General features: G+C 52.3%; 28 protein-coding genes and 1 pseudogene. 6 read left to right on the top strand and 23 right to left on the bottom strand.

Annotated elements, in window-relative coordinates; all coding sequences use genetic code 11:
- Positions 1-33 precede the first annotated feature (33 nt).
- From ACLJQJ_RS08390 to flhD, 15 genes are all read right to left on the bottom strand, one after another.
- Positions 34-1173, bottom strand: coding sequence for a glycoside hydrolase family 105 protein (locus tag ACLJQJ_RS08390; RefSeq protein WP_000989908.1), 1140 nt, complete (start codon positions 1171-1173; stop codon positions 34-36).
- Positions 1174-1409: 236 nt separating this feature from the next.
- The gene (gene flhe / locus ACLJQJ_RS08395) at positions 1410-1802 is read right to left on the bottom strand and encodes a flagellar protein FlhE (RefSeq protein ID WP_001233619.1); all 393 of its coding nucleotides are present in this window, start codon (positions 1800-1802) and stop codon (positions 1410-1412) included.
- On the bottom strand, positions 1802-3880 hold the full coding sequence (flhA, locus tag ACLJQJ_RS08400; protein WP_000002392.1) for a flagellar biosynthesis protein FlhA: 2079 nt from the start codon (positions 3878-3880) through the stop codon (positions 1802-1804). Before flhA ends, flhe begins: the two co-directional genes overlap by 1 nt.
- Positions 3873-5024, bottom strand: coding sequence for a flagellar biosynthesis protein FlhB (gene flhB, locus ACLJQJ_RS08405; protein WP_000797081.1), 1152 nt, complete (start codon positions 5022-5024; stop codon positions 3873-3875). The genes flhA and flhB overlap by 8 nt, the downstream gene beginning before the upstream one ends.
- Before the next feature lie 193 nt (positions 5025-5217).
- Positions 5218-5862: a protein phosphatase CheZ gene (gene cheZ / locus ACLJQJ_RS08410; RefSeq protein WP_000983586.1), complete on the bottom strand. Its 645-nt coding sequence runs from the start codon at positions 5860-5862 to the stop codon at positions 5218-5220.
- 10 nt (positions 5863-5872) lie between these two features.
- On the bottom strand, positions 5873-6262 hold the full coding sequence (cheY, locus tag ACLJQJ_RS08415) for a chemotaxis response regulator CheY (protein ID WP_000763861.1): 390 nt from the start codon (positions 6260-6262) through the stop codon (positions 5873-5875).
- 17 nt (positions 6263-6279) lie between these two features.
- Positions 6280-7329, bottom strand: coding sequence for a protein-glutamate methylesterase/protein glutamine deamidase (gene cheB, locus ACLJQJ_RS08420; RefSeq protein ID WP_000036392.1), 1050 nt, complete (start codon positions 7327-7329; stop codon positions 6280-6282).
- Positions 7326-8192, bottom strand: coding sequence for a protein-glutamate O-methyltransferase CheR (cheR, locus tag ACLJQJ_RS08425; RefSeq protein WP_000204362.1), 867 nt, complete (start codon positions 8190-8192; stop codon positions 7326-7328). The genes cheB and cheR overlap by 4 nt, the downstream gene beginning before the upstream one ends.
- A 153-nt stretch (positions 8193-8345) precedes the next feature.
- Positions 8346-10007: a methyl-accepting chemotaxis protein II gene (tar, locus tag ACLJQJ_RS08430; protein ID WP_063809560.1), complete on the bottom strand. Its 1662-nt coding sequence runs from the start codon at positions 10005-10007 to the stop codon at positions 8346-8348.
- Positions 10008-10243: 236 nt separating this feature from the next.
- Positions 10244-10747: a chemotaxis protein CheW gene (gene cheW / locus ACLJQJ_RS08435; RefSeq protein ID WP_000147295.1), complete on the bottom strand. Its 504-nt coding sequence runs from the start codon at positions 10745-10747 to the stop codon at positions 10244-10246.
- Positions 10748-10767: 20 nt separating this feature from the next.
- Positions 10768-12783 carry a chemotaxis protein CheA gene (cheA, locus tag ACLJQJ_RS08440; protein WP_000061304.1) on the bottom strand — a complete coding sequence of 672 codons (2016 nt, stop codon included), beginning with the start codon at positions 12781-12783 and terminating at the stop codon, positions 10768-10770.
- Positions 12784-12787: 4 nt separating this feature from the next.
- Complete coding sequence (gene motB / locus ACLJQJ_RS08445; RefSeq protein WP_000795653.1) at positions 12788-13717, bottom strand: flagellar motor protein MotB; 930 nt, start codon at positions 13715-13717, stop codon at positions 12788-12790.
- On the bottom strand, positions 13714-14601 hold the full coding sequence (motA, locus tag ACLJQJ_RS08450) for a flagellar motor stator protein MotA (RefSeq protein WP_000906312.1): 888 nt from the start codon (positions 14599-14601) through the stop codon (positions 13714-13716). The genes motB and motA overlap by 4 nt, the downstream gene beginning before the upstream one ends.
- 124 nt (positions 14602-14725) lie before the next feature.
- Positions 14726-15310, bottom strand: a complete 585-nt coding sequence (gene flhC / locus ACLJQJ_RS08455) for a flagellar transcriptional regulator FlhC (protein WP_000605987.1) — start codon at positions 15308-15310, stop codon at positions 14726-14728.
- Entirely contained in the window at positions 15307-15648 is a 342-nt protein-coding gene (gene flhD, locus ACLJQJ_RS08460) for a flagellar transcriptional regulator FlhD (protein ID WP_001518146.1), read from the bottom strand. The genes flhC and flhD overlap by 4 nt, the downstream gene beginning before the upstream one ends.
- Positions 15649-16330: 682 nt before the next feature.
- Here flhD and ACLJQJ_RS08465 point away from each other — a divergent pair.
- Together ACLJQJ_RS08465 and uspC are read left to right on the top strand one after the other, a co-directional pair.
- The gene (locus ACLJQJ_RS08465) at positions 16331-16447 is read left to right on the top strand and encodes a hypothetical protein (RefSeq protein ID WP_031609601.1); all 117 of its coding nucleotides are present in this window, start codon (positions 16331-16333) and stop codon (positions 16445-16447) included.
- Positions 16444-16872, top strand: a complete 429-nt coding sequence (uspC, locus tag ACLJQJ_RS08470) for a universal stress protein UspC (protein WP_000122606.1) — start codon at positions 16444-16446, stop codon at positions 16870-16872. The genes ACLJQJ_RS08465 and uspC overlap by 4 nt, the downstream gene beginning before the upstream one ends.
- 17 nt (positions 16873-16889) lie before the next feature.
- On the opposite strand, the gene otsA is transcribed toward uspC, so the two are convergent.
- From otsA to ACLJQJ_RS08490, 4 genes and pseudogenes are all read right to left on the bottom strand, one after another.
- Positions 16890-18311 (bottom strand): alpha,alpha-trehalose-phosphate synthase, encoded by a 1422-nt coding sequence (gene otsA, locus ACLJQJ_RS08475; RefSeq protein ID WP_000089042.1) that lies wholly within the window; start codon positions 18309-18311, stop codon positions 16890-16892.
- On the bottom strand, positions 18286-19089 hold the full coding sequence (otsB, locus tag ACLJQJ_RS08480; RefSeq protein ID WP_000840113.1) for a trehalose-phosphatase: 804 nt from the start codon (positions 19087-19089) through the stop codon (positions 18286-18288). Before otsB ends, otsA begins: the two co-directional genes overlap by 26 nt.
- Positions 19090-19311: 222 nt before the next feature.
- Positions 19312-19493: pseudogene (gene araH, locus ACLJQJ_RS08485) on the bottom strand (L-arabinose ABC transporter permease AraH); the annotation flags it as partial.
- A gap of 111 nt (positions 19494-19604) precedes the next feature.
- Positions 19605-20162 carry a DJ-1/PfpI family protein gene (locus ACLJQJ_RS08490; protein WP_063809559.1) on the bottom strand — a complete coding sequence of 186 codons (558 nt, stop codon included), beginning with the start codon at positions 20160-20162 and terminating at the stop codon, positions 19605-19607.
- A gap of 550 nt (positions 20163-20712) precedes the next feature.
- On the opposite strand from ACLJQJ_RS08490, the gene ACLJQJ_RS08495 reads away from it, so the two are divergent.
- The gene (locus ACLJQJ_RS08495; RefSeq protein WP_000741707.1) at positions 20713-21216 is read left to right on the top strand and encodes a non-heme ferritin-like protein; all 504 of its coding nucleotides are present in this window, start codon (positions 20713-20715) and stop codon (positions 21214-21216) included.
- Positions 21217-21394: 178 nt separating this feature from the next.
- Here ACLJQJ_RS08495 and ACLJQJ_RS08500 read toward each other — a convergent pair whose 3' ends face one another.
- Positions 21395-22033: an RpiB/LacA/LacB family sugar-phosphate isomerase gene (locus ACLJQJ_RS08500; RefSeq protein ID WP_000684804.1), complete on the bottom strand. Its 639-nt coding sequence runs from the start codon at positions 22031-22033 to the stop codon at positions 21395-21397.
- 255 nt (positions 22034-22288) lie between these two features.
- Here ACLJQJ_RS08500 and ACLJQJ_RS08505 point away from each other — a divergent pair, with 255 nt between their 5' ends.
- On the top strand, positions 22289-22624 hold the full coding sequence (locus ACLJQJ_RS08505) for a YecR-like lipofamily protein (protein WP_000803229.1): 336 nt from the start codon (positions 22289-22291) through the stop codon (positions 22622-22624).
- 239 nt (positions 22625-22863) lie between these two features.
- Positions 22864-23361, top strand: a complete 498-nt coding sequence (ftnA, locus tag ACLJQJ_RS08510; protein WP_000920611.1) for a non-heme ferritin — start codon at positions 22864-22866, stop codon at positions 23359-23361.
- A gap of 45 nt (positions 23362-23406) precedes the next feature.
- Here the strand turns inward: ftnA and ACLJQJ_RS08515 are convergent, their stop codons facing one another.
- Complete coding sequence (locus tag ACLJQJ_RS08515; protein ID WP_063809558.1) at positions 23407-23646, bottom strand: YecH family metal-binding protein; 240 nt, start codon at positions 23644-23646, stop codon at positions 23407-23409.
- A gap of 226 nt (positions 23647-23872) precedes the next feature.
- Between ACLJQJ_RS08515 and tyrP the strand changes: the two genes are divergently transcribed.
- Positions 23873-25084, top strand: a complete 1212-nt coding sequence (gene tyrP / locus ACLJQJ_RS08520; RefSeq protein ID WP_001562965.1) for a tyrosine transporter TyrP — start codon at positions 23873-23875, stop codon at positions 25082-25084.
- Between the two features lie 74 nt (positions 25085-25158).
- On the opposite strand, the gene ACLJQJ_RS08525 is transcribed toward tyrP, so the two are convergent.
- On the bottom strand, positions 25159-25824 hold the full coding sequence (locus ACLJQJ_RS08525; RefSeq protein ID WP_063809557.1) for a YecA family protein: 666 nt from the start codon (positions 25822-25824) through the stop codon (positions 25159-25161).
- A gap of 238 nt (positions 25825-26062) precedes the next feature.
- Positions 26063-26389 (bottom strand): glucose-6-phosphate dehydrogenase, encoded by a 327-nt coding sequence (locus ACLJQJ_RS08530; protein WP_000240837.1) that lies wholly within the window; start codon positions 26387-26389, stop codon positions 26063-26065.
- Positions 26390-26455 lie beyond the last annotated feature (66 nt).

The raw sequence follows: 26455 nt of genomic DNA on the forward strand, positions 1-26455 counted from the left end.
CAGACAAGGATACGACCGGAATATCCGCATACATCAGAAATAGTTACGCAGATATTCCGTCAAACACAGCATAGCCATCGCCTGCCCGTAAGGCATAGAGGTCAACGGAATATGACGGTAAAAATCGAGATCGTGGCCCATGCCAGTGCCAAATGACGTTTGCAGCAGTTCGCCTTCCGGCGAGATATGTTTCACTATCCCCCGAATAGCTTTTTCCGCCACCTGCGCATAGTGCCGTTCGACATAGCGTTTGCGCACCGCTTTAAGAATACCGTAGGCAAAACCCGCCGTCGCCGACGCCTCAAGATAAGAGTGCGGATCGTCAAGCAGCGTATGCCACAAACCGCTTTCATCCTGACATTTCGCCAGCGCGGCGATCTGCGCATTCAGTACCTGGACCAGATAACGGCGCACGGCATTATTTTCCGGCAAGTCCAGCAGTTCAAGAAAATCCGGGATCACAATGGTCAGCCAGCTGTTGCCGCGCGCCCAGCGAGCGTTAGCGAAGTTATGATGACCGTCATAGCTCCAGCCGTGGAACCACAGCCCCGTCTCTTTATCCATCAAATTCTGCACGTGCAGCAGGAACTGATAGGTTGCCTCTTCCACATATTCCGGCCGGTTTAACAGTTTACCGATTTTCGCCAGCGGCAGCACCGTCATCATTAGCGTGTCGTCCCACATCTGCTGATGATTTTCCTCCGCCAGCGTGATGTGCTGCATTCCGCCGTGATCGGTACGGGGCATTTCATTCATCGCCCATTCGGCCCACGTTTCCAGCCACGGTAAATACGCTGGATTACGCGTCTCTTCATAGCGATACGCCAGCGTTAAAAACGGCGCCATCGTATTAACGTTTTTCGTCGTCGCGCCTTCCGCAAAACGATCGGCAAACCAGTCATCAATGATCTTACGCATCGTCTGGTCGCCGGTCTGTTGGTAATAGTGATACATTCCGTACAGGCCCACGCCGTGCGTCCACTCCCATCCGGCCCAGCCTTTAGTATCGATCACGCGTCCGTCGTCCAGTCGCAATAAAAATTCGCCTGTCTCATCTTTAATATTGACCAGGTTATGCGTCACCTTTTGCACCAGGGCTTTTAGTTCATCTCTGGCGATAAAATGCTCAGGCTGACGCAATAGCGGACTGTGTTTGACTGGATAAACCATCATTTGCTTAACCTCTGTGTAATGTCGAATTCAGTGCTGCGTGCAGTTTTACCGCCGACGCAGTCGATTCGCTACAGTAAAAGCTAAGCTGGGCGGAAACCTTTTTGTTTCTGCCATTGCCAGAGCGTAAATGGCAAAAACACAAAGAGTTCGGCAACCTACCTCACCATTTTATAAAACGGCGTTTCTATTTATTCAAAAAGAGAGTCAGGTCTGCTACCTGGCAAAGAAAGGGGCGGTTAGCGGTAGTTCACAATCACCTGATTGCTCCGCACTTTTAACGCCGGGATAAGTCGGCCGCCGCCGGGGACTTCCCAGACAAAGCGGAGCGGCTCGACTGCGGGAACATGAGCAAAACCGTGGGTCGTGCCACTCTGACCATCAAGTTCTACGCAACGGGACTGGGAACATAAACGTACCCGTAAGCCCGCGGGAGTCGGGCCATTCAGTTCATAACGCCAGGCGACCAGTGTCATCACACCGGAAACCGGCTGACGCGCCGACAATGGCGAAGACGATGCGGAAACACCCCGGTAATTTAAGGTTACACCCATACCGCTATCCTGCCACGCGCCTTCGCCTGCGGCCTGAACCGTCAGGGGAAAGAGCAACAACGCCAGCCATTTACGCATTATTTTCCTCCAATGGTCGCCGTCATGCGGATATGACGGTTATCGGAAAGCTCAAGGTTCGACAACACCACCAGCTGCGGTAAACTGCGCCGCAAAAAGCGGGACAATAATGGACGTAGCGCATGGTTAACCAGTAATACCGGCGGCGCGCCAAGCATCTCCTGGCGAGAAAGCGCCTCTTGCGTCTGCGCCAGCAGGCGATCCGCCAACCCAGGCTCAAGTCCACCGCCGCCCTGCAATGCCTGAAGCAGCAAACGCTCCAGCGCGGTATCCAGGCCAATCACCTGCACTTCTTCATTACCGGGGAACCACTGTTGCGTAATCGCTCGTCCTAATGCCACGCGTACCACGGCGGTTAATTCATGCGGATCGCTTTGTAACGGCGCATGTTCCGCCAGCGTTTCCAGAATGGTGCGCATATCGCGAATCGGGACTTTTTCCGCCAGTAAGTTTTGCAGGACTTTGTGTAAAGTCGTGAGGGTCACGACGCCGGGGACCAGATCTTCCGTGAGTTTAGGCATCTCCTGAGAGACACGATCCAACAGTTGCTGCGCTTCCTGGCGGCCAAACAGTTCGGCGGAGAATTGGCCAATCAAGTGGTTAAGGTGCGTCGCCACAACGGTACTGGCTTCAACAACGGTAAAGCCCTGAATTTGCGCCTGCTCTTTCAGGGCGCTTTCAATCCAGATGGCATCAAGGCCAAAAGCTGGATCGACGGTTTTCTCGCCCGGTAGCGTTCCCGCCGCCGTGCCGGGGTTAATAGCCAGCCAACGTCCCGGATAGGCGTCCCCGCTGCCAATCTCTACCCCTTTCATCAAAATACGATAGCGCGCAGGCTGTAAATCCATATTGTCGCGAATATGGACAACCGGCGGCAGGAACCCCATATCCTGCGCGAATTTTTTACGAATGCTGCGAATACGTCCGAGCAATTCGCCATCCTGTTGAAAATCCACCATCGGGATCAGGCGGTAACCCACTTCCATTCCCAGTGAATCCTCAAGCTGTACGTCATTCCAGGTGGCTTCGACCACCGAGTTATTTTCCGGCATTTTTACCGGCTGCGGCTCCTCTGGCGCTTTTTCTTCACGCCCGCGCAGCCACCATGCCAGGCCGAGCAAAGCGGCGGTAAAAAGTAAAAATACCAGGTTAGGCATTCCTGGCACCATGCCAAGCAGCCCCAGCACCGCCGCCGCCAGCAGCATCACCCTTGGATTACTGAACAGTTGGCCAACCATCTGCTCGCCTACATCCTGATCGGTACTGACGCGGGTCACAATGACGCCCGCCGCCGTGGAGATAACCAGCGCCGGGATCTGGGCGACCAGGCCGTCGCCAATGGTCAGCAGGGTGTAGCTTTCCGCCGCGCTGCCCATGCTCATTCCGTGCTGCAATACGCCGACCAGCAGCCCGCCGACCACGTTAATGACCATGATGAGAATACCGGCGATGGCGTCGCCGCGCACAAATTTACTTGCCCCGTCCATCGAGCCGTAGAAGTCGGCTTCCTGAGTGACTTCCGAACGCCGTTTTTTGGCCTCGTCTTCACCAATCAGACCGGCATTAAGATCGGCGTCAATCGCCATTTGCTTACCGGGCATACCGTCCAGCACAAAGCGCGCGCCGACTTCGGCAATACGTCCGGCGCCTTTGGTGATGACCATGAAGTTGATAATGACGAGGATGATAAAAACCACAATCCCGATCGCGAAGTTACCGCCGACCAGGAAATGACCGAACGCCTCCACCACCTTTCCCGCCGCCGCCGCGCCGGTATGCCCTTCCATCAAAATAATGCGCGTTGAGGCTACGTTAAGCGCCAGACGCAGTAGCGTGGTAAACAGCAGGATGGTCGGAAACGCGGCAAAATCCAGAGTGCGCTGGGTAAACATTGCCACCAGCAGCACCATAATTGATAGCGCAATATTAAAGGTAAACAATAAGTCGAGGATAAAAGCAGGTAGCGGCAGCACCATCATCGACAAAATCAGCAGAATGAGGATCGGCCCGGCAAGAATTTGCCATTGCGTCGATTTCAGGTTGCTGGGCAGGCGCAGCATCGCGACCAGATTAGCCATCAGTATTCTTCTCGTTCATAAAATCCAGCGCTTCTGGCACCGGAAGGTTCTCAGGTTGTGGAGGACGTTGCCCGCCAGCAAGCCGCCAGCGTTTAAGCTGCCAGACCCAGGCCAACACTTCCGCAACGGCAGCATATAACTGCCCGGGAATTTGCTGACCGATTTCGGCGTGGCGATATAATGCCCGCGCCAGCGGCGGCGCTTCTAAAGTGGGAACCCGATGTTCAGCGCCGATCTCGCGAATGCGTAGCGCTATTAATCCAGCCCCCTTCGCGACCACTTTCGGCGCGCTCATTTTGTTTTCGTCATACTGCAGCGCCACGGAATAGTGCGTCGGGTTAGTGACAATGACGTCCGCTTTCGGCACATCTTCCATCATGCGGCGCTGCGCGGCGGCGCGTTGCATCTGGCGAATTTTGCCCTTAACATGCGGATCGCCTTCGCTCTCTTTAAATTCGTCGCGAATGTCCTGCCGCGACATGCGTAATTTTTTCAGGTGGCTAAAGATCTGGAAAAACACGTCAAATCCCACCATCGGAATCACGCCCAGTACCACCAGTAACGCGCAGAGCCCAACCAGATCCAGCGCATTCCCCATTGCGACGATCGGCGACTCCGCCATCAGGCGCATCATTTGCGGCCAGTGATGCCAGAGATAAAAGCCGGTAACGCAGCCGACCAGCGTGGATTTCAACACCGCTTTTAGCAGTTCCGCGCCGGTCTGCGCCGAAAACATGCGCTTAATTCCCGGCAGCGGGTTTAATTTAGAAAATTTTGGCTGTAGCGACTTACCGCTAAAAATCAGGCCGCCAAGCATAACCGGCGAGATAAGCGCCACCAGCACCACGCCCGCGATGAGCGGTAGCAGTGCCATCATCGCCGCTTTAATCAGCAAAATTATCTGCCCCAGGATCAGGTTAGGATCGTTCACCATACGGTGATCGAAGTGCAGGCCTGCTGAGAGCATTCCCGCCAGCTGCCGCGCTAACGACTCGCCGCCGAACCAAATAATACAAACGCCCACCAGCAATATCAGCAGTGAGGTCAGTTCTCTGGAACGGGGGATCTGCCCTTCTTCCCGCGCTTTTTCAAGTCGGTGGGGTGTGGGGGCTTCTGTTTTGTCGTCGTCGCTCTCTTCTGCCACGCAGCAAACCCTGGATAGATTGATAAGCGAGAATGATGCCAGAACCGCTTTACGCCAATGGGCAGAGTAAGCGGTAAAAAAGGCGGGGTTTATGGCGTTAATAGAGATAGCCGGATACGATAAGAAAGTATCGTATCCGGCCGGGTTGACGGATTCGGACCCGATAAGCGCAGCGCCATCAGGTCAAAAAAGCTTAAAAGCCAAGACTGTCCAGCAGGTCGTCCACCTGATCCTGACTGGCGACGACGCCAGCTTTCGAGGTATCCACCTGCGGGCCGTTGAGCAAGCTTTCGTTCTCGCGTTTTGGTCGCGCGCTCTGTTCCGGGATGTTTTCCAGCAGCACCATTAACAACTGGCGCTCAATCTCCTGAATCACGTCCATCATGCGTTTGATCACCTGACCCGTCAGATCCTGGAAATCCTGCGCCATCATGATGTCCAGCAGTTGCGCGTTAGTAAAGCTGGTATGGCCCGGGACATCCCTGAGAAACTGGCGCGTATCCGTCACCAGTTCACGGGCGTCGGAAAGCTCGATCGGATTGTCAAACCACTCGTCCCAACGTTGGGTTAGCGCTTTCGCCTCTTTTTCCATCGCATCCTGATGCGGCTGCGAGGCTTCGACACTGTTTAGCGCGCGTTCCGCCGCCTGCGCCGTCATCTGGACGACGTAATCCAGACGGTCGCGCGCATCAGGGATCGCCTCCGCCGCTTCGGCAATCGCCTGGTCCAGCCCCAGTTCACGCAGGCTGTCGCGCAGCATTCGGGTCAGACTACCGATGCGCGCAATGATGTCTCCTGCTGAGCCTTCATCAGCAGGCTTGATAGATGGTTGCATCATCATCGCATCCTCACATGCCCAGTTTCTCAAAGATTTTGTTGAGCTTCTCTTCCAGAGTCGCTGCGGTGAACGGTTTTACGACATAACCGCTGGCGCCAGCCTGTGCGGCGGCGATAATATTCTCTTTTTTGGCTTCCGCCGTGACCATCAACACGGGTAACGCCGACATGGCGCTATCGGCGCGAATGGTTTTCAGCAGCTCCAGGCCATCCATGTTCGGCATGTTCCAGTCGGAGATAATAAAACCAAAGCCGCCCGCCTGGAGCTTGTTCAGCGCATCGACGCCGTCTTCGGCCTCTTCCACATTGTTAAATCCAAGCTCTTTTAAGAGGTTGCGCACGATACGACGCATGGTCGAAAAGTCATCCACAACCAAAAATTTAAGCTCTTTATCCGCCATAAAATACTACTCCTGGTTCAAATACGTATCGCCTGTCCGGCACTGATTTTCGCCAACATCTGCTGGCTTACCTGGCTAAGATCGACCACTTCGCTTACGCCACCCATATTGATGGCCTCGCGCGGCATGCCGAACACCACACAACTTGCTTCGTTTTGCGCAATGGTCCAGGCGCCAGCCTGGTACATCGCTAACATTCCAGCGGCGCCATCGTTGCCCATCCCCGTAAGAATGACGCCTACGGCGTTGCGCCCCGCGTGTTTCGCCACCGAATGAAACAGCACATCCACGGAAGGCCGATGCCGGTTTACCGGCGGGCCATCATGAATTTTGATTTGATAATTCGCCCCGCTACGCGCCAGCTCCATATGCTTGTCGCCGGGCGCAATGTAGGCATGACCTGGCAATACGCGTTCGCCGTCCTCCGCCTCCTTCACGCTGATTTGACAGAGTTTATTCAGACGCTCGGCAAACGAGCGGGTAAAGCCAGGCGGCATATGCTGCGTAATAATCACTGCCGGACTGGAAAGCGGCAGCGGTTGCAGCACATGTCGGATAGCTTCAGTACCGCCCGTTGAAGCGCCGATAGCAATCAGTTTTTCCGAACTGAGCAGCGGACCCGCTTTTAAGGTTGTCGGGGCCGCCATCGGTTTATGTGCGGCGATGCGGGCCCGCGCGGCGGTACGCACTTTTTCGGCGATCATCTCGCTATACGCCAGCATACCTTCACGAATGCCAAGCTGCGGTTTAGTGACAAAATCGATGGCCCCCAACTCCAGCGCCCGTAGCGTCACTTCGGAACCTTTCCCGGTCAGCGAAGAGACCATCACCACCGGCATCGGTCGCAGGCGCATCAGTTTTTCCAGAAAATCGAGGCCGTCCATACGCGGCATCTCAACGTCCAGGGTCAATACGTCCGGATTAAATTTTTTGATGAGATCCCTGGCGACCAACGGGTCCGGCGCAGTGGCCACCATCTCCATATCGCTATGGCTATTAATAATTTCAGTCATGATTTGGCGCATTAGCGCGGAATCATCAACTGACAATACCCTGATTTTACTCATGCTTTATCCTTACTTAGCGCATACACCGTCTGTCCGCGCAGGCTAAACTCGCGCACGAGGTTGCTAAAGTTTTCTGAGTGACCGGCAAACAACAGTCCGTCAGGTTTAAGGAGTGGAACAAAACGGCGCAGAATGTCCTCCTGAGTCGTTTTATCAAAATAGATCATGACGTTACGGCAAAAAATCGCGTCAAAGGGACCGGGTACGTTGTACTGCTTTTCCAACAAATTAACGGAGGAAAATTCAACATAATTGGCCAGTTCCTGACGCACGCGCACCAGTCCTTCATGCGGCCCCGTACCGCGCATGAAGTAACGTTGTAGCTGCTGCGGCGATAACGTTTTCAGTTCGCTGAGGCGATAAATACCGCTTCTCGCTTTTTCCAGCACTTCAGTATCAATATCGCTGGCGAATACTTTCCAGCGACCGGGGGCCATCCCCAACGCATCCGCCAGCGTAATGGCGATACTGTAAGGTTCTTCTCCTGTCGATGCCGCCGCACTCCAGACGCGGTACTCGCCGTGGCGGCGACGCGCATGTTCCGCAAGGATGGGAAAATGGTGCGCCTCGCGAAAAAAAGCGGTCAGGTTGGTAGTCAGAGCGTTGATAAAAGCCTGCCACTCAGCGCTGTTTTGATTAGCCTCCAGCATACTGAGATAACGGCCAAAATCATCCAGTCCCAGGGCACGCAGCCGACGGACCAGGCGGTTATAAACCATATCCCGCTTATGGTCGGCCAGCACGATCCCTGCGCGCTGGTAGATTAATTGACATATCCGACGAAAATGCGCGTCGGACAGCGCGAGGCGCTGTGTCATCTGTAACAATACTGACGTTTGCCCGGAGGGCAGAGATGATGTCATAGCGCCTTCTTAATCACATTCAAAGTACAACGGGCGCGCCCTGCAGCAGCGCCATGCTTCCCGTATTACACATTTTTTGCTTTTATCTATGCGAACCAGACGAAAGGTATCGGCGGGTTCGCAAATTAATCGAGAACCGACAGCGCACGTCGATCAGAAGGTTTCCCAGTTCGCATCATCCCCGGCGGCTAAGGGCCGCGGCGTATTGCCGGACTGAGCGTCCGCTGACAAACGCATCTCAGGTTTATTTGCCACCAGCGGTCGCGATGCCAGGCGGAAAGCCGATACCGCCTGGGTCAGACGGCTGGCCTGCTCTTCCAGCGCGGCGGCGGCCGCTGCGGATTCCTGAACCAGCGAGGCGTTCTGTTGCGTTACGCGGTCCATTTCGGAAACGGCCAAAGCGACCTGATCGATACCCCGGCTTTGCTCATCCGAGGCGGAGGCGATTTCGCCCATGATATCCGTGACGCGCGTAACGGCATTGACGATGTCAGTCATAGTTTCCCCGGCGCTTTCCACCAGCACTGAACCGGTATCGACACGCGAGACGGAATCTTCAATCAACGCTTTTATTTCTTTCGCCGCCTGGGCACTGCGGCTGGCCAGATTACGCACCTCGCCTGCCACGACCGCAAAACCGCGCCCCTGCTCTCCCGCGCGCGCCGCTTCTACCGCCGCGTTCAGCGCCAGAATGTTAGTCTGGAAGGCAATACCGTCGATAACGCTGATAATGTCAGCGATTTTTTTCGAACTGTCGGCAATTTCGTGCATGGTGTTTACTACGCCGTCGACCACTTTGCCGCCATGACGCGCGGTCTCGGAGGCGCTTTGCGCCAGTTGCGAAGCCTGACGGGCATTATCGGCGTTTTGCTTCACGGTGGCCGTCAGTTGTTCCATGCTGGCCGCCGTCTCCTCCAGAGCGGAGGCTTGTTGTTCGGTACGGGAAGAGAGGTCGGTATTACCGGCGGCAATTTCACTGGTGCCGGAATAAATCGCATCCGAACCTTCACGAACCTGCGTCACGGTGTCAATCAGCGAGCGTTGCATATGTTCAACCGTTCCCGCCAGTTCGCCAATTTCATTACGTCCTGAGACAGTGAGCGTTTTCGTCAGATCGCCGCTGGCAATTTCACGGATATGAGTAATCACTCGCGCTAATGGGTTAAGCAGGGCATGACGAATGCCGAACCAAACCACCATCAAAATCAGCACCAGCACGACCGCAAGCCCCCCCAGTTGCCATTGCGCAAAACGGTAGTCATGAGCGCTTTGATCAAATGTCTGGCGGTACAGGTTTTCGCTCACCCGGGCGTAATTGCCCAGCGCCTCGCCCAACGCGTTTTGCATTCCCTGGGTTGGCTGGGCGAAGTAGGCATCCATATTGCCATTGTCCAGAAACTGAATAAGTTCGGCTAATGCGGCCTGATAGCGCTGATATTTTTCATCGACGTTCGCGCTGGCCTCCGCCATCGCTGGCAATGGCGTCATGTTTTTGAAATTGGCGTAGTGCGCCGCCGCCTGTGCGAGGGTCGTTTTTGCATTCTGGAGTAAATCCGTTTTGGCGCTGCTCTGCTGGTTAGAAGCGTCCATCATCATGCGTGCGGCGGAGCGGCTCAGGTTAATGCGCGTTTGCAGCATTAAGTCCCATGTCGACGTGAGTTCGCTTTGTTGCTGACGTAATTCGTTAGAAATAACAAAACCTTGCTGGTTATGCTGTAATGAAGAAAACAGCAAACCACCGGAAACAAGCTGTAGCAGTGCGAAAACCCCCAGCACCATCATCAGCATTGTGACAACGCGGATACGGTTAAACATAAGGCACCTTCCTGATAACGAGTTATCAACGTTATCGGCACCTGCGGTGATAACTTTACTTTTGCAAAAAGGAAATACGCTGTTCCGGAAGACGATATTGACAATAACAGTGTCGCAGCGGCGATGTCGGCGCAAAATGCAGGGGCTGGGCGCGGGCGATGAAGAGGAACTCTCACCGCTGGCGGAAGCATAACGGTGAATATTGCCGGATGGCGCGACGCCATCCGGCAACGTTATTACGCGACGTGTGATGCTGCGATATCCAGCAGCGCCATCTCTTCGCTGTTAAGCAGTTTTTCGATATTCACCAGAATCAGCATACGCTCGCCGAGCGCGCCCAATCCCGTCAAATATTCTGTTGACAAGGTCACGGCAAATTCTGGCGCCGGACGGATCTGTTCCGCCGTTAACGACAGTACGTCAGACACGCCGTCTACCACTATCCCGACGACACGTTGCCCCAGATTCAGTACGATCACTACCGTATTGTCATCGTACTCAACGTCGCCTTCGCAGAATTTCACGCGCAGATCGACAATGGGGACAATCACGCCGCGCAGGTTAGTCACCCCTTTTATAAAGGCCGGTGTATTGGCGATGCGCGTCACCTGGTCATAGCCACGGATCTCCTGCACTTTCAGGATATCGATGCCGTACTCTTCATTTCCCAGTGTAAACACCAGGAATTCCTGACCTGACGGCTCGCCGGCCAGTTTGCTTACATTACTCATACCGGTCATATTATTCCCTTCTCACTCAATCAGGCGGCTGTGATCGCCATACGTTGTTCGCGGTTTAAACCCTGCAATGCGGAAACATCAACAATCAGCGCGACGCTGCCGTCGCCCAGGATCGTCGCGGCGGAAATCCCCGGTACCTTGCGATAATTGCTTTCCAGATTTTTGACCACCACCTGGTGCTGACCGATGAGCTGATCGACCAGCAGCGCGTAACGGCGTCCCGCGCTTTGCAGGATCACAACAATGCCCTGCGTGGCTTCGGTTTTCGCCCCGTCCACGTCAAACACTTTCCACAATTCGACCAGCGGCAAATACTCGCCGCGAACTTCCAGAACCCGTTCGCCGCCCGCCAGCGGATGAAGATCCTCTTCACGCGGTTGCAGCGACTCCATCACCGCATTTAACGGCAGGATAAAAACTTCCCCCGCCACGCGAACCGACATCCCATCGAGGATGGCCAGCGTCAGCGGCAGCAGAATACGAATCGTGGTGCCGGAGCCTTGTTTTGACTGGATCTCAACGTGACCGCCCATCTCCTGAATGTTACGTTTCACCACATCCATGCCAACGCCGCGACCGGAGACATCCGTGACCTGTTCCGCAGTTGAGAATCCCGGCGCGAAGATCAACATGCCTACTTCATCGTCGGTCATGTTTTCATTCACCGCCATCCCCTGCGACATGGCCTTCGCCAGGATACGCTCACGGTTAAGCCCCGCGCCGTCATCGGTCACTTCAATACAAATATTCCCGCCCTGATGTTCTGCGGAAAGAATCAGGTTGCCGACAACATTTTTCCCCGCCTCAAGGCGTTTTTCCGGCATTTCAATCCCGTGGTCGAGACTGTTGCGCACCAGGTGCGTCAGCGGGTCGATAATGCGTTCGATCAGGCTTTTATCAAGTTCAGTGGAGCTCCCCACCAGCGTCAGCTCTACCTGCTTGCCCAGTTTGCCCGCTAAATCGCGTACCAGACGCGGGAAACGGCTGAAGACGTACTCCATAGGCATCATACGAATCGACATCACCGACTCTTGTAAGTCGCGGGCGTTACGTTGTAACTGACCCATACTGGTAATGAGATCGCCGTGGTTTACCGGGTCCAGCTCGTTAGAACGCTGGGCCAACATTGACTGGGTAATCACTAACTCGCCGACCAGGTTTATGAGCTGATCCACTTTCTCTACCGCCACGCGAATGCTGGTGGACTCGCGTTCACGCGCAGGTTTTTCACGCCCCGCATGATGTTCATGGGCCGCGCTTTTGGCGGCTGGAGCAACGACTGCCGGAGACGCTACCGGTGCTACCTCGGTTTTCTCTTGCGCTTTTTCCACGGGCGCGGCGACCACTTTTTCAAAAGCGATCTGATCGGCCTCGATGACAAAACAGAGCACCGCGACAATGTCATCTTCCGCGACGCTGCCATCCAGAGTTGCCGACAGTGAATCCGCCCCCTTAACGACATCCGTCAGAGTAGCCAGATTGCCCAACTCTTCTTCAAGCAGATCGACCTCATTGGCTTTCAACCGTGAAAGTACAATGCGCAGTTTACTCTCGTCACGAGGCGATTCGGTTTCGGCTACGCTCTCTTCCTGGATCGCCGCGCTTAGTGCCGCAGTTTCTACGACCGCCGGCGTGGTTTCGCCTTTCGCCTCCAGCGCCAACTGGCGTAGCGCATTGCAGATATATTCGAAGCTTGCGGCATCCGGCTCTTCGGAGTTTTTATAGGCGTCGAGCTGTTCCTGCATAATATCTTTCGTTTCCAAAAACAGGTTGATAATGTCGGTATTGAGCTGCATTTCACCGCGTCGGGCTTCATCCAGCAGGTTTTCCATTAAATGTGTGGTTTCCTGCAGAATAGTGAAGCCGAATGTGCCCGCGCCGCCTTTAATGGAGTGCGCCGCGCGAAAAATGGCGTTCAGTTGTTCAGCGTCCGGGGATTCCGGCACCAAATCCAGCAGATGCTGCTCCATATCAGCCAACAGCTCGTCAGCTTCATCAAAAAATGTCTGATAAAAATCGCTAATATCCATGCTCACGCTATCACCTCGGTTCCGCTTTTGGCGATGTGGGTACGCTTGCCGGCGGGGCTGCCGCAGGCTGTTGTAATACACTTACCGGCTCATTCTGGCTTTCAGCGTTTTCATGCAAAATGGCCTGTTCCGCCTGTTTGTTTAACACCAGCAGGCTTATACGGCGGTTGATGGCGTCATCAGGACCGCGATCGCTCAGCCGCATCGTGGCGGCCATGCCAACCACCCGTAATACTTTCCCGTTATCCAGCCCCCCAGCGACCAGTTCGCGACGCGAGGCATTGGCGCGATCGGCGGATAATTCCCAGTTGCTATAGCCTTTTTCGCCGTTCGCGTAGGGAAAGTCATCGGTATGGCCGGCCAGGCTAATGCGATTAGGTATACCGTTTAACACTGGCGCAATTGCACGCAGGATATCGCGCATATACGGCTCAACTTCGGCGCTGCCGGTTTTAAACATCGGGCGGTTCTGGCTGTCGATAATCTGGATGCGCAACCCCTCCTGAACTAAATCAATTTTCAGATGCGGACGTAACGCGCGCAGTTTGGGATCGGATTCGATCAGCTGATCCAGATCGCCGCGCAGTTTGTTTAAGCGACTCTGCTCCATCCGTTTTTTCAGCTCGTCGATATTCGGCTGCTTTTCCACTTCACCCTGCTGTTGGGTGTAATCATCGCCGCCGCCTGGTATCGGGCTCTCGCTATTGGCAATCCGATTCCCCCCCGTTACCGCGGTGGCCAACGGCGTACGAAAATATTCGGCAATCTGAATTAATTCTTTAGGGCTGGAGATGGAAATCAGCCACATCACCAGAAAAAAAGCCATCATCGCCGTCATAAAATCGGCGTAGGCAATTTTCCAGGAACCGTGCGCCCCGCCGCCGTGCGGTTTGTGCCTGCGGCGTTTTACGACGACAATGGGATGAGCCTGATTTTTCATGCTTCCTCAGTCGTCTGCTGCTGGTTTGGGTTTCTCACTGCGCGAACGTGTTCTTCCAACTCAATAAACGATGGACGCTCACTGGAATAAAGCGTTTTACGTCCAAATTCCACGGCAATCGGCGGCGCATAGCCGTTCAGATTAGACAGCAGTGTAATTTTTACGCACTGCATCATCTTGGTGGTTTCGGCGCTCTTCTGGCGCAAAACGGTCGCTAACGGTGAAATGAATCCATAAGCCAGTAAAATACCGAGGAACGTACCTACCATGGCATGGGCAATCAGCGCCCCCAACTCCGCTGCCGGACGATCGGCTGAAGCCAGAGCGTGAACCACCCCCATTACCGCCGCGACGATACCAAAGGCAGGCAGCGAATCCCCCACCATCGCCAGACTGTTGGCCGGGACTTCCGCCTCGCTTTCATGGGTTTCAATCTCTTCATCCATCAACGCTTCAATTTCGAACGTATTCATGTTGCCGCTGATGATCAGGCGCAGATAATCGACAATAAAATCAAGCATTACCGCATCGGCCAGAATACGCGGATAACTGGCGAAGATTTCACTCTCTTTCGGATTTTCAATATCGCGTTCAAGGGAGAACATCCCCTGCTGGCGTGATTTGGCCATCAGGCGATAGAGCAACGCCAGCAAATCCATGTACATAGATTTTGTGTATTTCGAACGACGAAATAACAACGGGATCGCTTTCATCGTGCCTTTGATGGCCTTCCCGTTGTTGCCGACAATGAACGCCCCTATCCCCGCGCCGCCAATGATGACCAGTTCAGCAGGTTGATAGAGTGCCCCAAGGTGTCCGCCGGTCATGACATAACCGCCGAAAACTGTACCGATAACCACCAGGTAACCTAATAAGATAAGCACGACATCATCCTTCCGCTGTTGACTATGACAGGATGCGCAGTCGGGCGATTAACGCGAAGGCAAGGCAAAAAAAAGCAGCGGTAATGACTTACCGCTGCTGGAGTGTTTGTCCACACCGTTTCGGTTAAACAGCCTGTTCGATCTGTTCATCCAGCAGTTGTGGAATAATATCGGCAGCATCTCGGGAAAGTTTACGTCTTTTTACTGCGCGGGATGGCGGCTGGCATAAACTACACGCAAAGCTGCCCACGGGCTGATGCGCATGGGTAATAAAGTTCCCACCGCAGCAGTTACAGCTCGACAATTCAAGCAACCCACTTTCAACAAAACGCACCAGCGTCCATGCGCGAGTCAGCGCCAACAACGGCCCTTCAGGCGGTTGCGGACACTGCTCAAGATAAAGCCGATAAGCTTTAATCACCGCATCCACACCGCTGCATAAGCCGGTCTTCAGTAAAAATTGCCAGGCGTTGCAGAACATGGAGGCATGAATATTTTGCTCCCAGGTCATAAACCAGTCTGTCGAAAATGGCAGCATCCCTTTAGGCGGCGGGCTACCGCGTAATTCTTTGTACAGCCTGATGAGGCGACCACGGCTGAGCTGTGTTTCGCTTTCCAGCATTTGTAGACGAGCGCCAAGATTAATCAACTCCATCGCCAACTGGATATCGCGAGCTTCCTGAACAATGCTTTTTTCACTCATTATCATGCCCTTTTCTTACGCGCCGTATCGTCCACTTCATTGAGCAGACGCGTTGAAAGCATGATACCTGTGTGAATCTGCTGTAAGTCATCGACGCGCGAATCCTGAGTCAAACGGGTGATCGTCTGATGATCGTCAAACCGGAAATGACAAACTAACTGGTTCGTCTCCGCCAGTTTGACCATCTGCGGCAGGGTCAACGCGCCCAGTGTGTTTGCCATCTCTTCGTTGATACCGAGGCGGAACATCGCAGATGCTTTGTCCTGGACGATCAAACGCTGTGCAAGGAGTAAATATGACAAATTGATGTCATAAATGTGTTTTAGCAACTCGGATGTATGCATTGTTCCCATCCAGAATAACCAACTTTATTTTTGTGCGACGTAGCCGCACCCCGTGATGTCGCCGGGAAGGCCCGGTAAAAGAAGCAAAAAGGTCAAATGCATAGCAGCGCTCAGACATTGTGGACATTGTGACGTATAACGCAGCCTCCCACTGAGATTCGCCTTACACGTTTACATCAATTTTTACAAATGCCTAAGATTTTTCCTAATTCGACGCAACTCTACTCGTCAGCTTCGTGACATACAACGGAGCGGGACGGCGATTTTAGAAAATATGTGATGTAGATCACATATTTTAACGGAATACTTACGATAAAACCATCAGCATGGCTTTTACTTTGTTTAATTAATAACCTAATGTTCACTTTTTCTATTCCACACTGCTGAATAGGGGTACGTCAACACCAAATTCTTTTTTGTTTCTCTCTGTTAAAATAACGCCAGGATAATAGATAACAGGCTATTATTTCTATTTTAGAAACGCTTTTATTTTACCTTTAGTAAACAGTAGCTTAAATATTAAACGTTATTAATTAATCTCGTCACAGCATACGCCCTCCTCTGTTAAAAATAAGCTCATTTGATTTAACTTTTAGCTTTCATTGTTCACCCATTTAAATGAAGCATCCTGATGGTGTGTAAAAAGTGTCTTATGCCACGATTCTTTACATAAGAATAATTAATGATTAATTATGATGTCCTTCACATTAATATGGCATTAGCGCATTGCAGAAATGCGATAAACAGAGTAAAGCTAAAGCACAATCTCATATTCTTGCAATCAAGGAGCGAGTTATGAGCTACACCCATATTCTTGTCGCCGTTGCCGTCACCCCGGAAAGTCACCAGCTACTGGCTAAAGCGGTCTCTATCGCCCGCCCTGTTCAGGCGAAAGTCAGCCTGATTACTCTTGCTTCCGATCCCGAACTGTATAACCAGTTCGCTGCGCCCATGATGGAGGATTTACGCGCGGTTATGCATGAGGAGACCGAGAATTTTCTTAAGATGCTGGGGGAAAAGGCGGATTATCCGATTGAACAAACTTTCATCGCATCAGGTGAGTTAAGCCAGCATATTTTGGCTGTGTGCCGCAAACACCATGTTGATCTGGTCATTTGCGGCAACCATAACCACAGTTTCTTTTCGCGCGCGTCCTGCTCGGCAAAAAGTGTCGTCAGCGCCAGCCAGGTAGACGTGTTGCTGGTGCCGTTAGCGGGCGACTAGTCGCCGCTCGCGATATCTCAGGCCAGCTTAGGGAACGTCGCCACGTTGTTCTGCTGCTGACGCTCAGGGCTACGCGGCGTGACCTCCTTTAGGTCATGAATAAAACGCTCCTGCCAGCGGTTAATGTCATTTTTAACGATCACGTCCAGCATTTCCGCATGGCGCGAAATACGCTCGGCGAGGGGCATCGTTAACGCGCGATTGAGCGCCGCCGCCACGTCATCCCGATCGTAAGGATTGACGATTAACGCCGACGTCAGTTCATTCGCCGCGCCGGCAAACTGTGACAGTACCAGTACGCCAGGGTTAGCGGGGTCCTGCGCGGCGACAAACTCTTTCGCCACCAGGTTCATCCCGTCACGCAACGGGGTGACGAGCCCGACGTCTGAATAACGGAATATCTTCATTAACAGTTTACGGTCGAAATGCTGATTCAGATAATAGAGCGGCGTCCAGCCCAATTGTCCATATTTCCCATTAATCCGGCCTGCTTCCGTCTCAAGCTGGTGGCGAATATCCTGATATGCCTGTACTTCGCCGCGTGACGTAGGCGCAATTTGGGTATAACGAATTTTTCCCCGATGCTGCGGGTAGTTTTCCAGTAGTGCTTCATACGCCAGAAAACGTTCCGGCAGCCCTTTCGAATAATCCAGCCGCTCAACGGAAAAAATATTCTTCACATTTTTCAGTTCCGCCTTGAGCTGCGCCAGTTTAGGCGGCAACGGACCGGCTGCCTGTAGAGCAATCTCATCGGGCTCAATACCGATAGGATACACTTCTGTCTGGAAGTCTTTACCCCACGCGATATGCTGCTTGCCGCTGCGAGTCGTGACTCGCGTTTGACTCGAAAGGCTATCCAGAAAAGCCAGGCGATCATTTTCGGTCTGGAACCCTAGCAGATCAAAGTCACACAACTGCTCCAGCAGTTCATCATGCGGCGGTAAGGCGTTAAAAATCTCCGGGGTCGGGAATGGAATATGCAGGAAAAAACCAATTCGGTTGTTCACGCCGCGTTTACGCAGCTCGCTGGCGAACGGTAACAGGTGGTAGTCATGCACCCAAATGATGTCGTTCTCTTTAATGAGGGGCAATAACTTATCCGCTAATAACGCATTCACCCGCATATAGCCTTCCCATGCAGGACGCTGAAACTGTACCAGGTCCAGACGATAGTGGAACGCAGGCCAGAGAACCGCATTGGAAAATTGACAGTAATAATCTTCGTAATCTTGTTCGCTCAGGTTAAACGATGCCCAGGTAATATTACCTTTTGTCACCTTTTTTAATGGCTCATCCTCGTTACCTGTCTCGCCACTCCAGCCGAACCACAACCCGCCAGCCGCTTTTAGCGCGCCAAGCACGCCAACGGCGAGGCCGCCGGCGCCGCCTTTATTATCCGGGGGGGCAATTCGATTAGATACTACGACTAAACGACTCATAGCCATCTCTCCTGTTATTCATTACTTGTTGTTCTTGTTGTGGATAATTGATTTGTTCCAGCCAGCGCCAGACATCGGGTACGCTTTCCAGCCGCCATGCCGCCTGGGTTGCCCCGATGCCCACTTTTACGGAAATTCCGCCAGCGTGATTCACCACGCCAAAGCCAGCCTCATCGGTCAAATCGTCGCCCACAAAAACGGGAATCCGTCCCGCAAAGGGCGCCTCCTGCATAAAGGCGGCAATCGCTTCGCCTTTATTGGTTCCCTTAGGTTTGATTTCCACAACACATTTACCAGGCTGCAACGCCAGTTGCGGCCAGTGCTGCGTAACGTGTTGCGCAAGTGCCAACAGCGCCGCTTCATGTTCCGGAGCCTGACGGTAGTGCAGCGCAAACGCCATCCCCTTCGTCTCCAGCTCCGTTCCGGGCAGCGCTACAAGCGTCGAACGTAATAACGCCTCCACCTCACGGACTACCGCTTCAGGAAGGCGCACGATATGGGTTTTACCATTGATGTCACGACGCTCTGCCCCGTGAACGCCAGCGAGCGGAAAGCGAAAAGGCTTCGCCAAAGCATCCAGCTCAGTCATTGAACGCCCTGAAATCAATGCCAGTGCCCCTGCGTTGTGCGCCGCGAGACGGTCTAACAACTGAAGGATTTTATGCGGTACCACTACCTGATCGGGATGAGGCTTTATCTCTGCCAATGTGCCATCAAGGTCAAAAAAATACGCATAGTTCGCAGTGAGTTCGGGGGATACGGTTAACGGTTCTGCCACCCTGGTCTCCTCCTTATCATCATATTGAGATTCACAAACGGTCTCATTAGTCATGTAAGTATAGACAGTGTGACGCTGCTCGCCATTTAGAAAGACCATCGCCAGCCGGGGTAGCGGTTGGCGATGACGTGAAGCTATACTGTTTAGTTGAGTGTTAATTCATCAAATCATACGCTTCGCTTTTTGCTTATAATGGTCGAAGATAACTGCTGCCAGAAGGATTCAGCCGCGAACCACGTACTGTGAAAAAGGTGAAATGTTGAGCAGGTTCATCGCGTTCTCCACCGTTCCTGATATCAGTACGCTCGCCACCACATATGAGATTTTTCCGAGGCCGCCTTTCAGGAATCCCCCCCTAAGACACACGCAGAAATAACGATTAGCTCATAACCCAGGGAAGTCATTAGCCAGCATGACATAACCCAGAGCGAATTCATCAGCCAAAAGGCAGGAAAGCCAGCACATTAATCCATAACATCAGCCAGCTAATCCTTATGGCCCTGGGTGAATAACGATTACCAGGGATAATAGATATGTTCAGCCTGTTCGCGAACCGGCGCATCGTCTCCCAGCAGTCTGGCGGAAAGGGTTAGCGCGAAATCAAAGACATGACCCAAGCCTTTGCCGCTAATTAAATTACCATCTTCAACCACGGGCGCATCCACATAGATACCTTCCGGAACCGCTTTCCACAGGTCGCCGGAACAGACATAACGACGCCCCTTCAGCAATCCGTGAGCACCCAGCACCCTTGCCGCCGCGGAACAGATAGGACAAATAAATTTGCCTGCCGCATCATGACGCGCAACGAAAGCGATCACCGCCGGATTAGCCGCCAGATTAGCGCTCCCCTGCGGACCGCCCGGCAGCACTACCGCATCGAAAAGCGCCTGCTGGCGTTCACTAAGCGTGCTGTCCGCAACCATAGGAATATCATGGTAACTCACCACCGCCCGTGATTCAGCACACGCCAGCGTTTCGACGTCGATATGCAAACGTCGCAGAATATCAAGAGTAACAATGGCCTCTGCTTCTTCAAATCCTGGCGCCAACAGCACCGCGACCTTTTTCATTGACTGCTCCTTGTTAACGAGTCACCCATCAAAACTGCGCTCAACCGAATAACGTGCTCGTATGATTAATGACATTAAAAATGATCTACCGCAAAATCGGCTAGTTTATAAAAACAGGCATATTTGCTCTCAACCGTTTATGCGTGTGATATCCAGACTGACTAATGTTTATTTTATTGAAATTACCATACTTGAAAGGCTCACCTCATGATCTGAAACAACGTTTCATAAATTACAAATCTATATAATATCATTTAACTTTCAAATGGTTGTAACTGCTCCACATCCAAAATCATTACACCTGAAAAAATCACACCGCTGAAAATGTAAAAAAAGATAAACAATTGCATTTAAGGATTTTCTTATTTTTATTGACGCGCTATTCTCATTACCGATCGATAAACAGGAAATGAGATCGCATAAGGGACTGGCGGAACGGAGTTCTTCTGCTAAGAGTATTTATTGTGCATAGAGGTAAGAATGTGACAACGGCCCGTTGCATTCTCGTCTGTCATGCACATCAACACTTTCTGGAAATAAGGATATTGTTATGGCAGCTGTAGGAATGGTTCAAAAGCTCAACACGCCAATGAACCTTGAGTTTTACGCATCAAATCTTTACCTCCATCTAAGCGAATGGTGTTCTGAACACAGTTTAACAGGCACCGCCACCTTTCTTCGTACCCAGGCGCAAGGCAACGTGACGCAAATGATGCGCATGTTTAATTTTATGAAAAACGCCGGCGCCACCCCTATCGTTAAAGCCATTGACGTTCCGGGTGAAGAGCTCTGCTCTCTGGAAGAATTGTTCCAGAAAACCCTGGAGGATTATCAGCAACGCGCCAGCACGCTGTCGCGTCTGGCAGATGAAGCGAAAGCGCTGAATGATGCCTCAACGCTCGATTTTCTCCATACCCTGGAAAAAGAGCAGCAGCAGGATGGCGTACTTTTACAAACTATTCTCGAAGAAGTTCGCAGCGCTAAACGAGCAGGGCTATGCCTGGCGCAAACCGATCAGCATCTCCTTAACGTCGTGACCTATCAGCATCACTGATAGCGGCACCCCGAGCGACAATATTGAGACGTTATTAGCCGGATAGCAACGCGAAGCAGCTTATCCGGCCTACACCGTTTCTGATCTGTTTGCCAGAGGTGGCGCCTGTCGCTGCTGGCGTATAATCGGCACATCATGCCAGCCGACAGGCGCGAAACGTCTCTGTCTTGTCCAGGCATTACCCCAGCATCTCACGTACAAACGCTTCTATTTCTTTATTCTGGCCGTTTTCAAACAAACATTGCTGGAAACGCGGCCCTGAAACCGCCGTTTTAACCAGTTCAGGATCGATAGCCCGCAGTGTATCCAGATAATTCTCTTTGACGACCGCGGCCTTAACCTGATTCAAAATGCCCGCATTGCGTACCTGCGGCGCTTTGCGCTCAGGCGGATACCCCTCGCCTTTACGCCCGGTAAACGCTTTTTCAAAGATGAAACGCACGTTCAGCTCAGCGCCCCAGCCAAAGCCTTTCGCAAATGGCAGGGACAACGCATTGCCGTTGTTGATCTGCGCAAACAGAAAAGCATCTGCCGGATCGATGCAATAGCCACAAATGACACCTGGATGAATATTTAACGACATCAGCGCGCCCTGCCCGGTGCCACAGCCAGTAACCACAAAATCAACCGCGTTTGCATTAAGCAGAATACTCGCCATGATGCCTAAATGAATGTACGTCAGGTGATGGTCATTTTCGTCGCACATGCCGACGTTAAAAACGGGAAATCCCTTTTCATTGGCGACGGCGCTAAGTTCGTTATAAATGATGGCATTTTTGCTGGCCTGGCTATTTTCCATCATCAGTGCAATTTTCATCGTGTTCCTCCTGAATGTAGACGGTCGCGTCTGCGTAAATCATGACGTTTTGCCCACACTACACACTTAAGAACACGCATTCAAATTTAATGAAACCAAGTTTCATTAAATGAAGAGACGCTCACACATTTTCTGTTCCCGCTGTAACCCCCCTGCCGTTACCTTTAATCAAGGCGAATCCGTAAGTTATTCCAGCCATTGACGGTGCAAGACACGAGGTAGCATGGTCTGATACCGAACTGTCGGAGCGATTTTATGAAGCCTCTTATTTTTACTCTTTCACTGCTAGCCCTGACGGGATGCACCATTACTCGACAAGCGCAGGTCAGCGAAGCCAGCCCGATAAGCGGCATCGTGCGCCTGACGTATAACCAGCCGCTATTTTTTACTTCACGGACAGATGACTATGTATCTCACGGGACCGCAACACGCGAATGCCAGCAGATGGGCTATGCCGATGCCGTTTCGTTTGGTCAGCCGGTAGGAACCTGTAGCATTTATGCGGGCTCGTTGTGTCTGAACACCCGATTTACCCTCTCCTGGCAGTGCCGGGGCGTTGCCGTCCCGCAAATCATGCCGCTTTATTATTAAGGCGGCTGGCTTAACGCCGACACCATGTACAATGGAGGAGAGTGCAGGGTCGCTATTGCCAGCATGAAGGTGCTGGCTTTCCTTTATTTTTATACGCTATACACTGGCGTTAATGCGTTTTATTCCCATTCGTATTTTTAATAATTAAATTTAATATTTTACCTTTTGCAAATAATAAAATAACAAATTATAGTGGCGCCACATTACCGTATATCTTTTGCTATTTGTGGAGCGGAACCATGCTGAAAACAGAAATGATCGACAAACTGAATGAGCAAATGAATCTGGAGTTGTACTCCTCCCTGCTCTATCAACAAATGAGCGCGTGGTGTAGCTATCACAGTTTTGAAGGCGCGGCCGCATTTCTTCGTCGCCATGCGCAAGAAGAGATGACGCATATGCAGCGCCTGTTTGACTACCTTACCGATACCGGAAGCCTGCCGCGCATTCATACCGTTTCTTCGCCCTTCGCTGAGTACGCCTCGCTGGATGAGCTGTTCCGCGCGACCTATGAGCATGAGCAGCTTATTACGCAAAAAATTAATGAACTGGCTCATGCCGCAATGACCAGCCAGGATTATCCGACATTTAATTTCTTGCAGTGGTATGTGGCAGAACAGCATGAAGAAGAAAAATTATTCAAATCTATTATTGATAAATTAACGCTGGCGGGAAAAAGCGGCGAAGGGCTTTATTTCATTGATAAAGAACTCTCCACCCTGGATACGCAAAATTAATCCAGCACGTCCTTACACGGTGAGACGCGCTCTCACCGTGGCGTATTAATGGCGGCAGATTTTACTCTCATGCGTTGAAAAACCGTCCTCCACCGCAATAAACTTTCCTTTCGCCGCCAGAAACGCGACCAGTTCCGCCGCCGTCATATCTGACGCTGAACAGGTGTGAAATCGTGCCCGCTCGCCAAAGCGCGCTTTTATTGCCGCCTCCAGCGAGGTATGCGTGTACTGCTCGCCAGACTTAATCATCATGTTGAGTACTTCGTGACCGTGAATGGAATCCATAACCCCTCCTGAATAAAACTCGTAGCCTAATGTGTCCGTGTGCGAGCGACTTTGCGCTAGCGCAGGTTTGCGGCGGTTGCCCGCGTCTCCTTCCATATTCGCTTTTATGCCCGGAACTGTAAATTTTACAGTACACCCATTGTAACGACCATTTGACGAAAATAGCGTAATGCCTTACCCTGCGCCGCGGATATCACCGTTCTTTGTTACCGGGGTAGTAGAAAGCGTGAAAAACAGAACTCTGGGCAGTATTTTTATCGTGGCAGGCACCACTATCGGCGCCGGGATGCTGGCAATGCCGCTGGCAGCGGCTGGCGTTGGTTTCAGCGTCACGCTGGGATTGTTGATTGGCCTGTGGGCGCTGATGTGTTATACCGCGCTACTATTACTGGAGGTATATCAACACGTTCCGGCGGATACCGGACTGGGCTCGTTGGCAAAACGCTATCTTGGACGTTACGGACAGTGGCTTACGGGATTCAGTATGATGTTCTTAATGTATGCGCTCACCGCCGCCTACATTTCCGGAGCCGGAGAATTACTGGCATCCAGTATTAATAACTGGCTTGGCGCCACGCTCTCGCCCGCTGCCGGGGTGCTGCTGTTCACCTTTGTTGCCGGTGGGGTGGTGTGTGTGGGCACCTCGCTGGTCGACCTTTTTAACCGCTTCCTGTTTAGCGCAAAGATCATTTTTCTGGTCATCATGCTTGCGTTGCTCACGCCACATATTCATAAAGTAAATCTTCTTACGCTTCCTTTACAGCAGGGGCTGGCGTTATCCGCCATACCGGTCATTTTCACCTCGTTTGGTTTTCACGGAAGCGTGCCGAGTATTGTGAGTTATATGAACGGCAACATTCGCCGGCTGCGTTGGGTCTTTATGACGGGTAGCGCCATTCCGCTAGTGGCCTATATTTTTTGGCAGCTCGCCACGCTGGGAAGTATCGACTCGCCGACATTCAGAGGGCTACTGGCCAGCCATGCCGGGTTAAATGGCCTGCTGCAGGCGCTCAGAGAAGTGGTCGCTTCGCCACATGTCGAACTGGCGGTCCACCTGTTCGCCGATCTGGCGTTGGCGACCTCTTTTCTGGGCGTAGCGCTAGGATTATTTGATTACCTGGCCGATCTATTCCAGCGCCGCAGTACGGTGTCCGGACGTCTGCAAACCGGGCTGATTACCTTTCTGCCGCCGCTGGCGTTTGCACTTTTCTACCCACGTGGATTTGTGATGGCATTAGGCTATGCCGGCGTAGCGCTGGCAGTGCTGGCACTGCTCATCCCTGCTATGCTGGTCTGGCAGTGCCGTAAACAGAGCCCTCAGGCGGGATATCGTGTGGCAGGCGGCACGCCAGCGCTGGCGCTGGTGTTTATCTGCGGCATTGTCGTGATTGGCGTCCAGTTTTCGATCGCACTGGGGTTTCTGCCCGATCCAGGTTAATGCCAGGCAAAGATTACCGGGCCCGGACGCCGTCCAGGCTCGATAATCATCACGCTATGGCCGTTTACGAGCCATTAATGCAGGCAGCACTGCTTAAATTTTTTGCCGCTCCCGCATGGACAAGGATCGTTACGCCCCACTTTCACCTCTGCTTTTATCGGCATCTGTAGCGGCGTCGTGTGCGGATGCGCCATCCACCAGGCATGCAGCTCAAGCGCCGCGATACGGATAGCGTCAACGCTTTTATCGAACGCTTCCGGGCTCATTTTATCCAACAGCACAAAGTTTTCTTCAGTGCCGTGTAAGGCAATCGCTTCCAGCGCCGGTTTTAGCGTATCCGGCAAGTCAGACCAGTCGGACAGCGACACTCCGCGCATGTAACCAAAGCACCATTCTTCAACAATCGTTAATTCATGGCCATCAACTTCTCGCAGGCCAAACAGCGGCTCGAACTGTTCTGGATAATCTTCAAGCCGGGCGGCTGTGTCCGCCATGTGCTGGAACACCAGATCCATAAATCGCGTCATTTCTTTTTCAGATGTCCAGCGCGGTACGTACGCGGGCCCCCCCCATATCGCGACCAGCCACTGTTCCGGCTCGATGGGACGCGGAGAACTTAGTACCGCAGTAATCAGACCGTCCAGCTCCGCGACATCCAAAATGGCCTGATCGGTATTGTATTTCGTCAGCACATCATCCAGCCATTCCAGCTCGTTCTCGTTTAATGGTTCCATTTTCATAACGCTTTTCCTCAGTGATGACTTCCGCCTGTAGGCCTCTTACATTGCAGCGGATAAAAATAATTTTTTTGCAGGCAGTTTGGATGGCAACCATCAGGGGCCAGATTAACACGAAATGAGGAGGATTCCGGAAGTTAACGCACAAAAGGAGGATCAGGGCGCAGATTTTCCGCCAGGAAGCGCTCGCCCCACACAAAAGCGAGAGATAGGTTTCTCGCTATATTATACTCATGCTAACTTATACCACCGCCGCGGACAGATAAAACCGCCCTCTCAAATAGAGCTTATTTTCAGTAAAAAAGTGTTTAATGAGTTCGTCTACCGCTTCTCTGTCAGCAGAAAAGGTTATTTCCATAAACAGCGTATCGTACCCTATTTTGATATTTTTTTTCTTACAGTAAACACGGATCTCATCCTGCACACTCAGCAACGGCAGGCTAAATGTGTATAGCGGTTGCGGTTCTTTTTTCGCCGCTTTCTCAAAAACTTTAGTGACCAGATCCCCAAGATCGCGCTCTGACCGGGCACCGTTATTAAAATGCAATAAATTACGTCTTTTTACCACCCAGCCTCCAGCCAGATACCGCCAACAATAACTCTCACTTCAATGTGTGAGGCACATAATCACATC

The organism is Salmonella sp. SAL04202 (assembly GCF_046550775.1).
Taxonomy (GTDB): Bacteria; Pseudomonadota; Gammaproteobacteria; order Enterobacterales; family Enterobacteriaceae; genus Salmonella; species Salmonella enterica.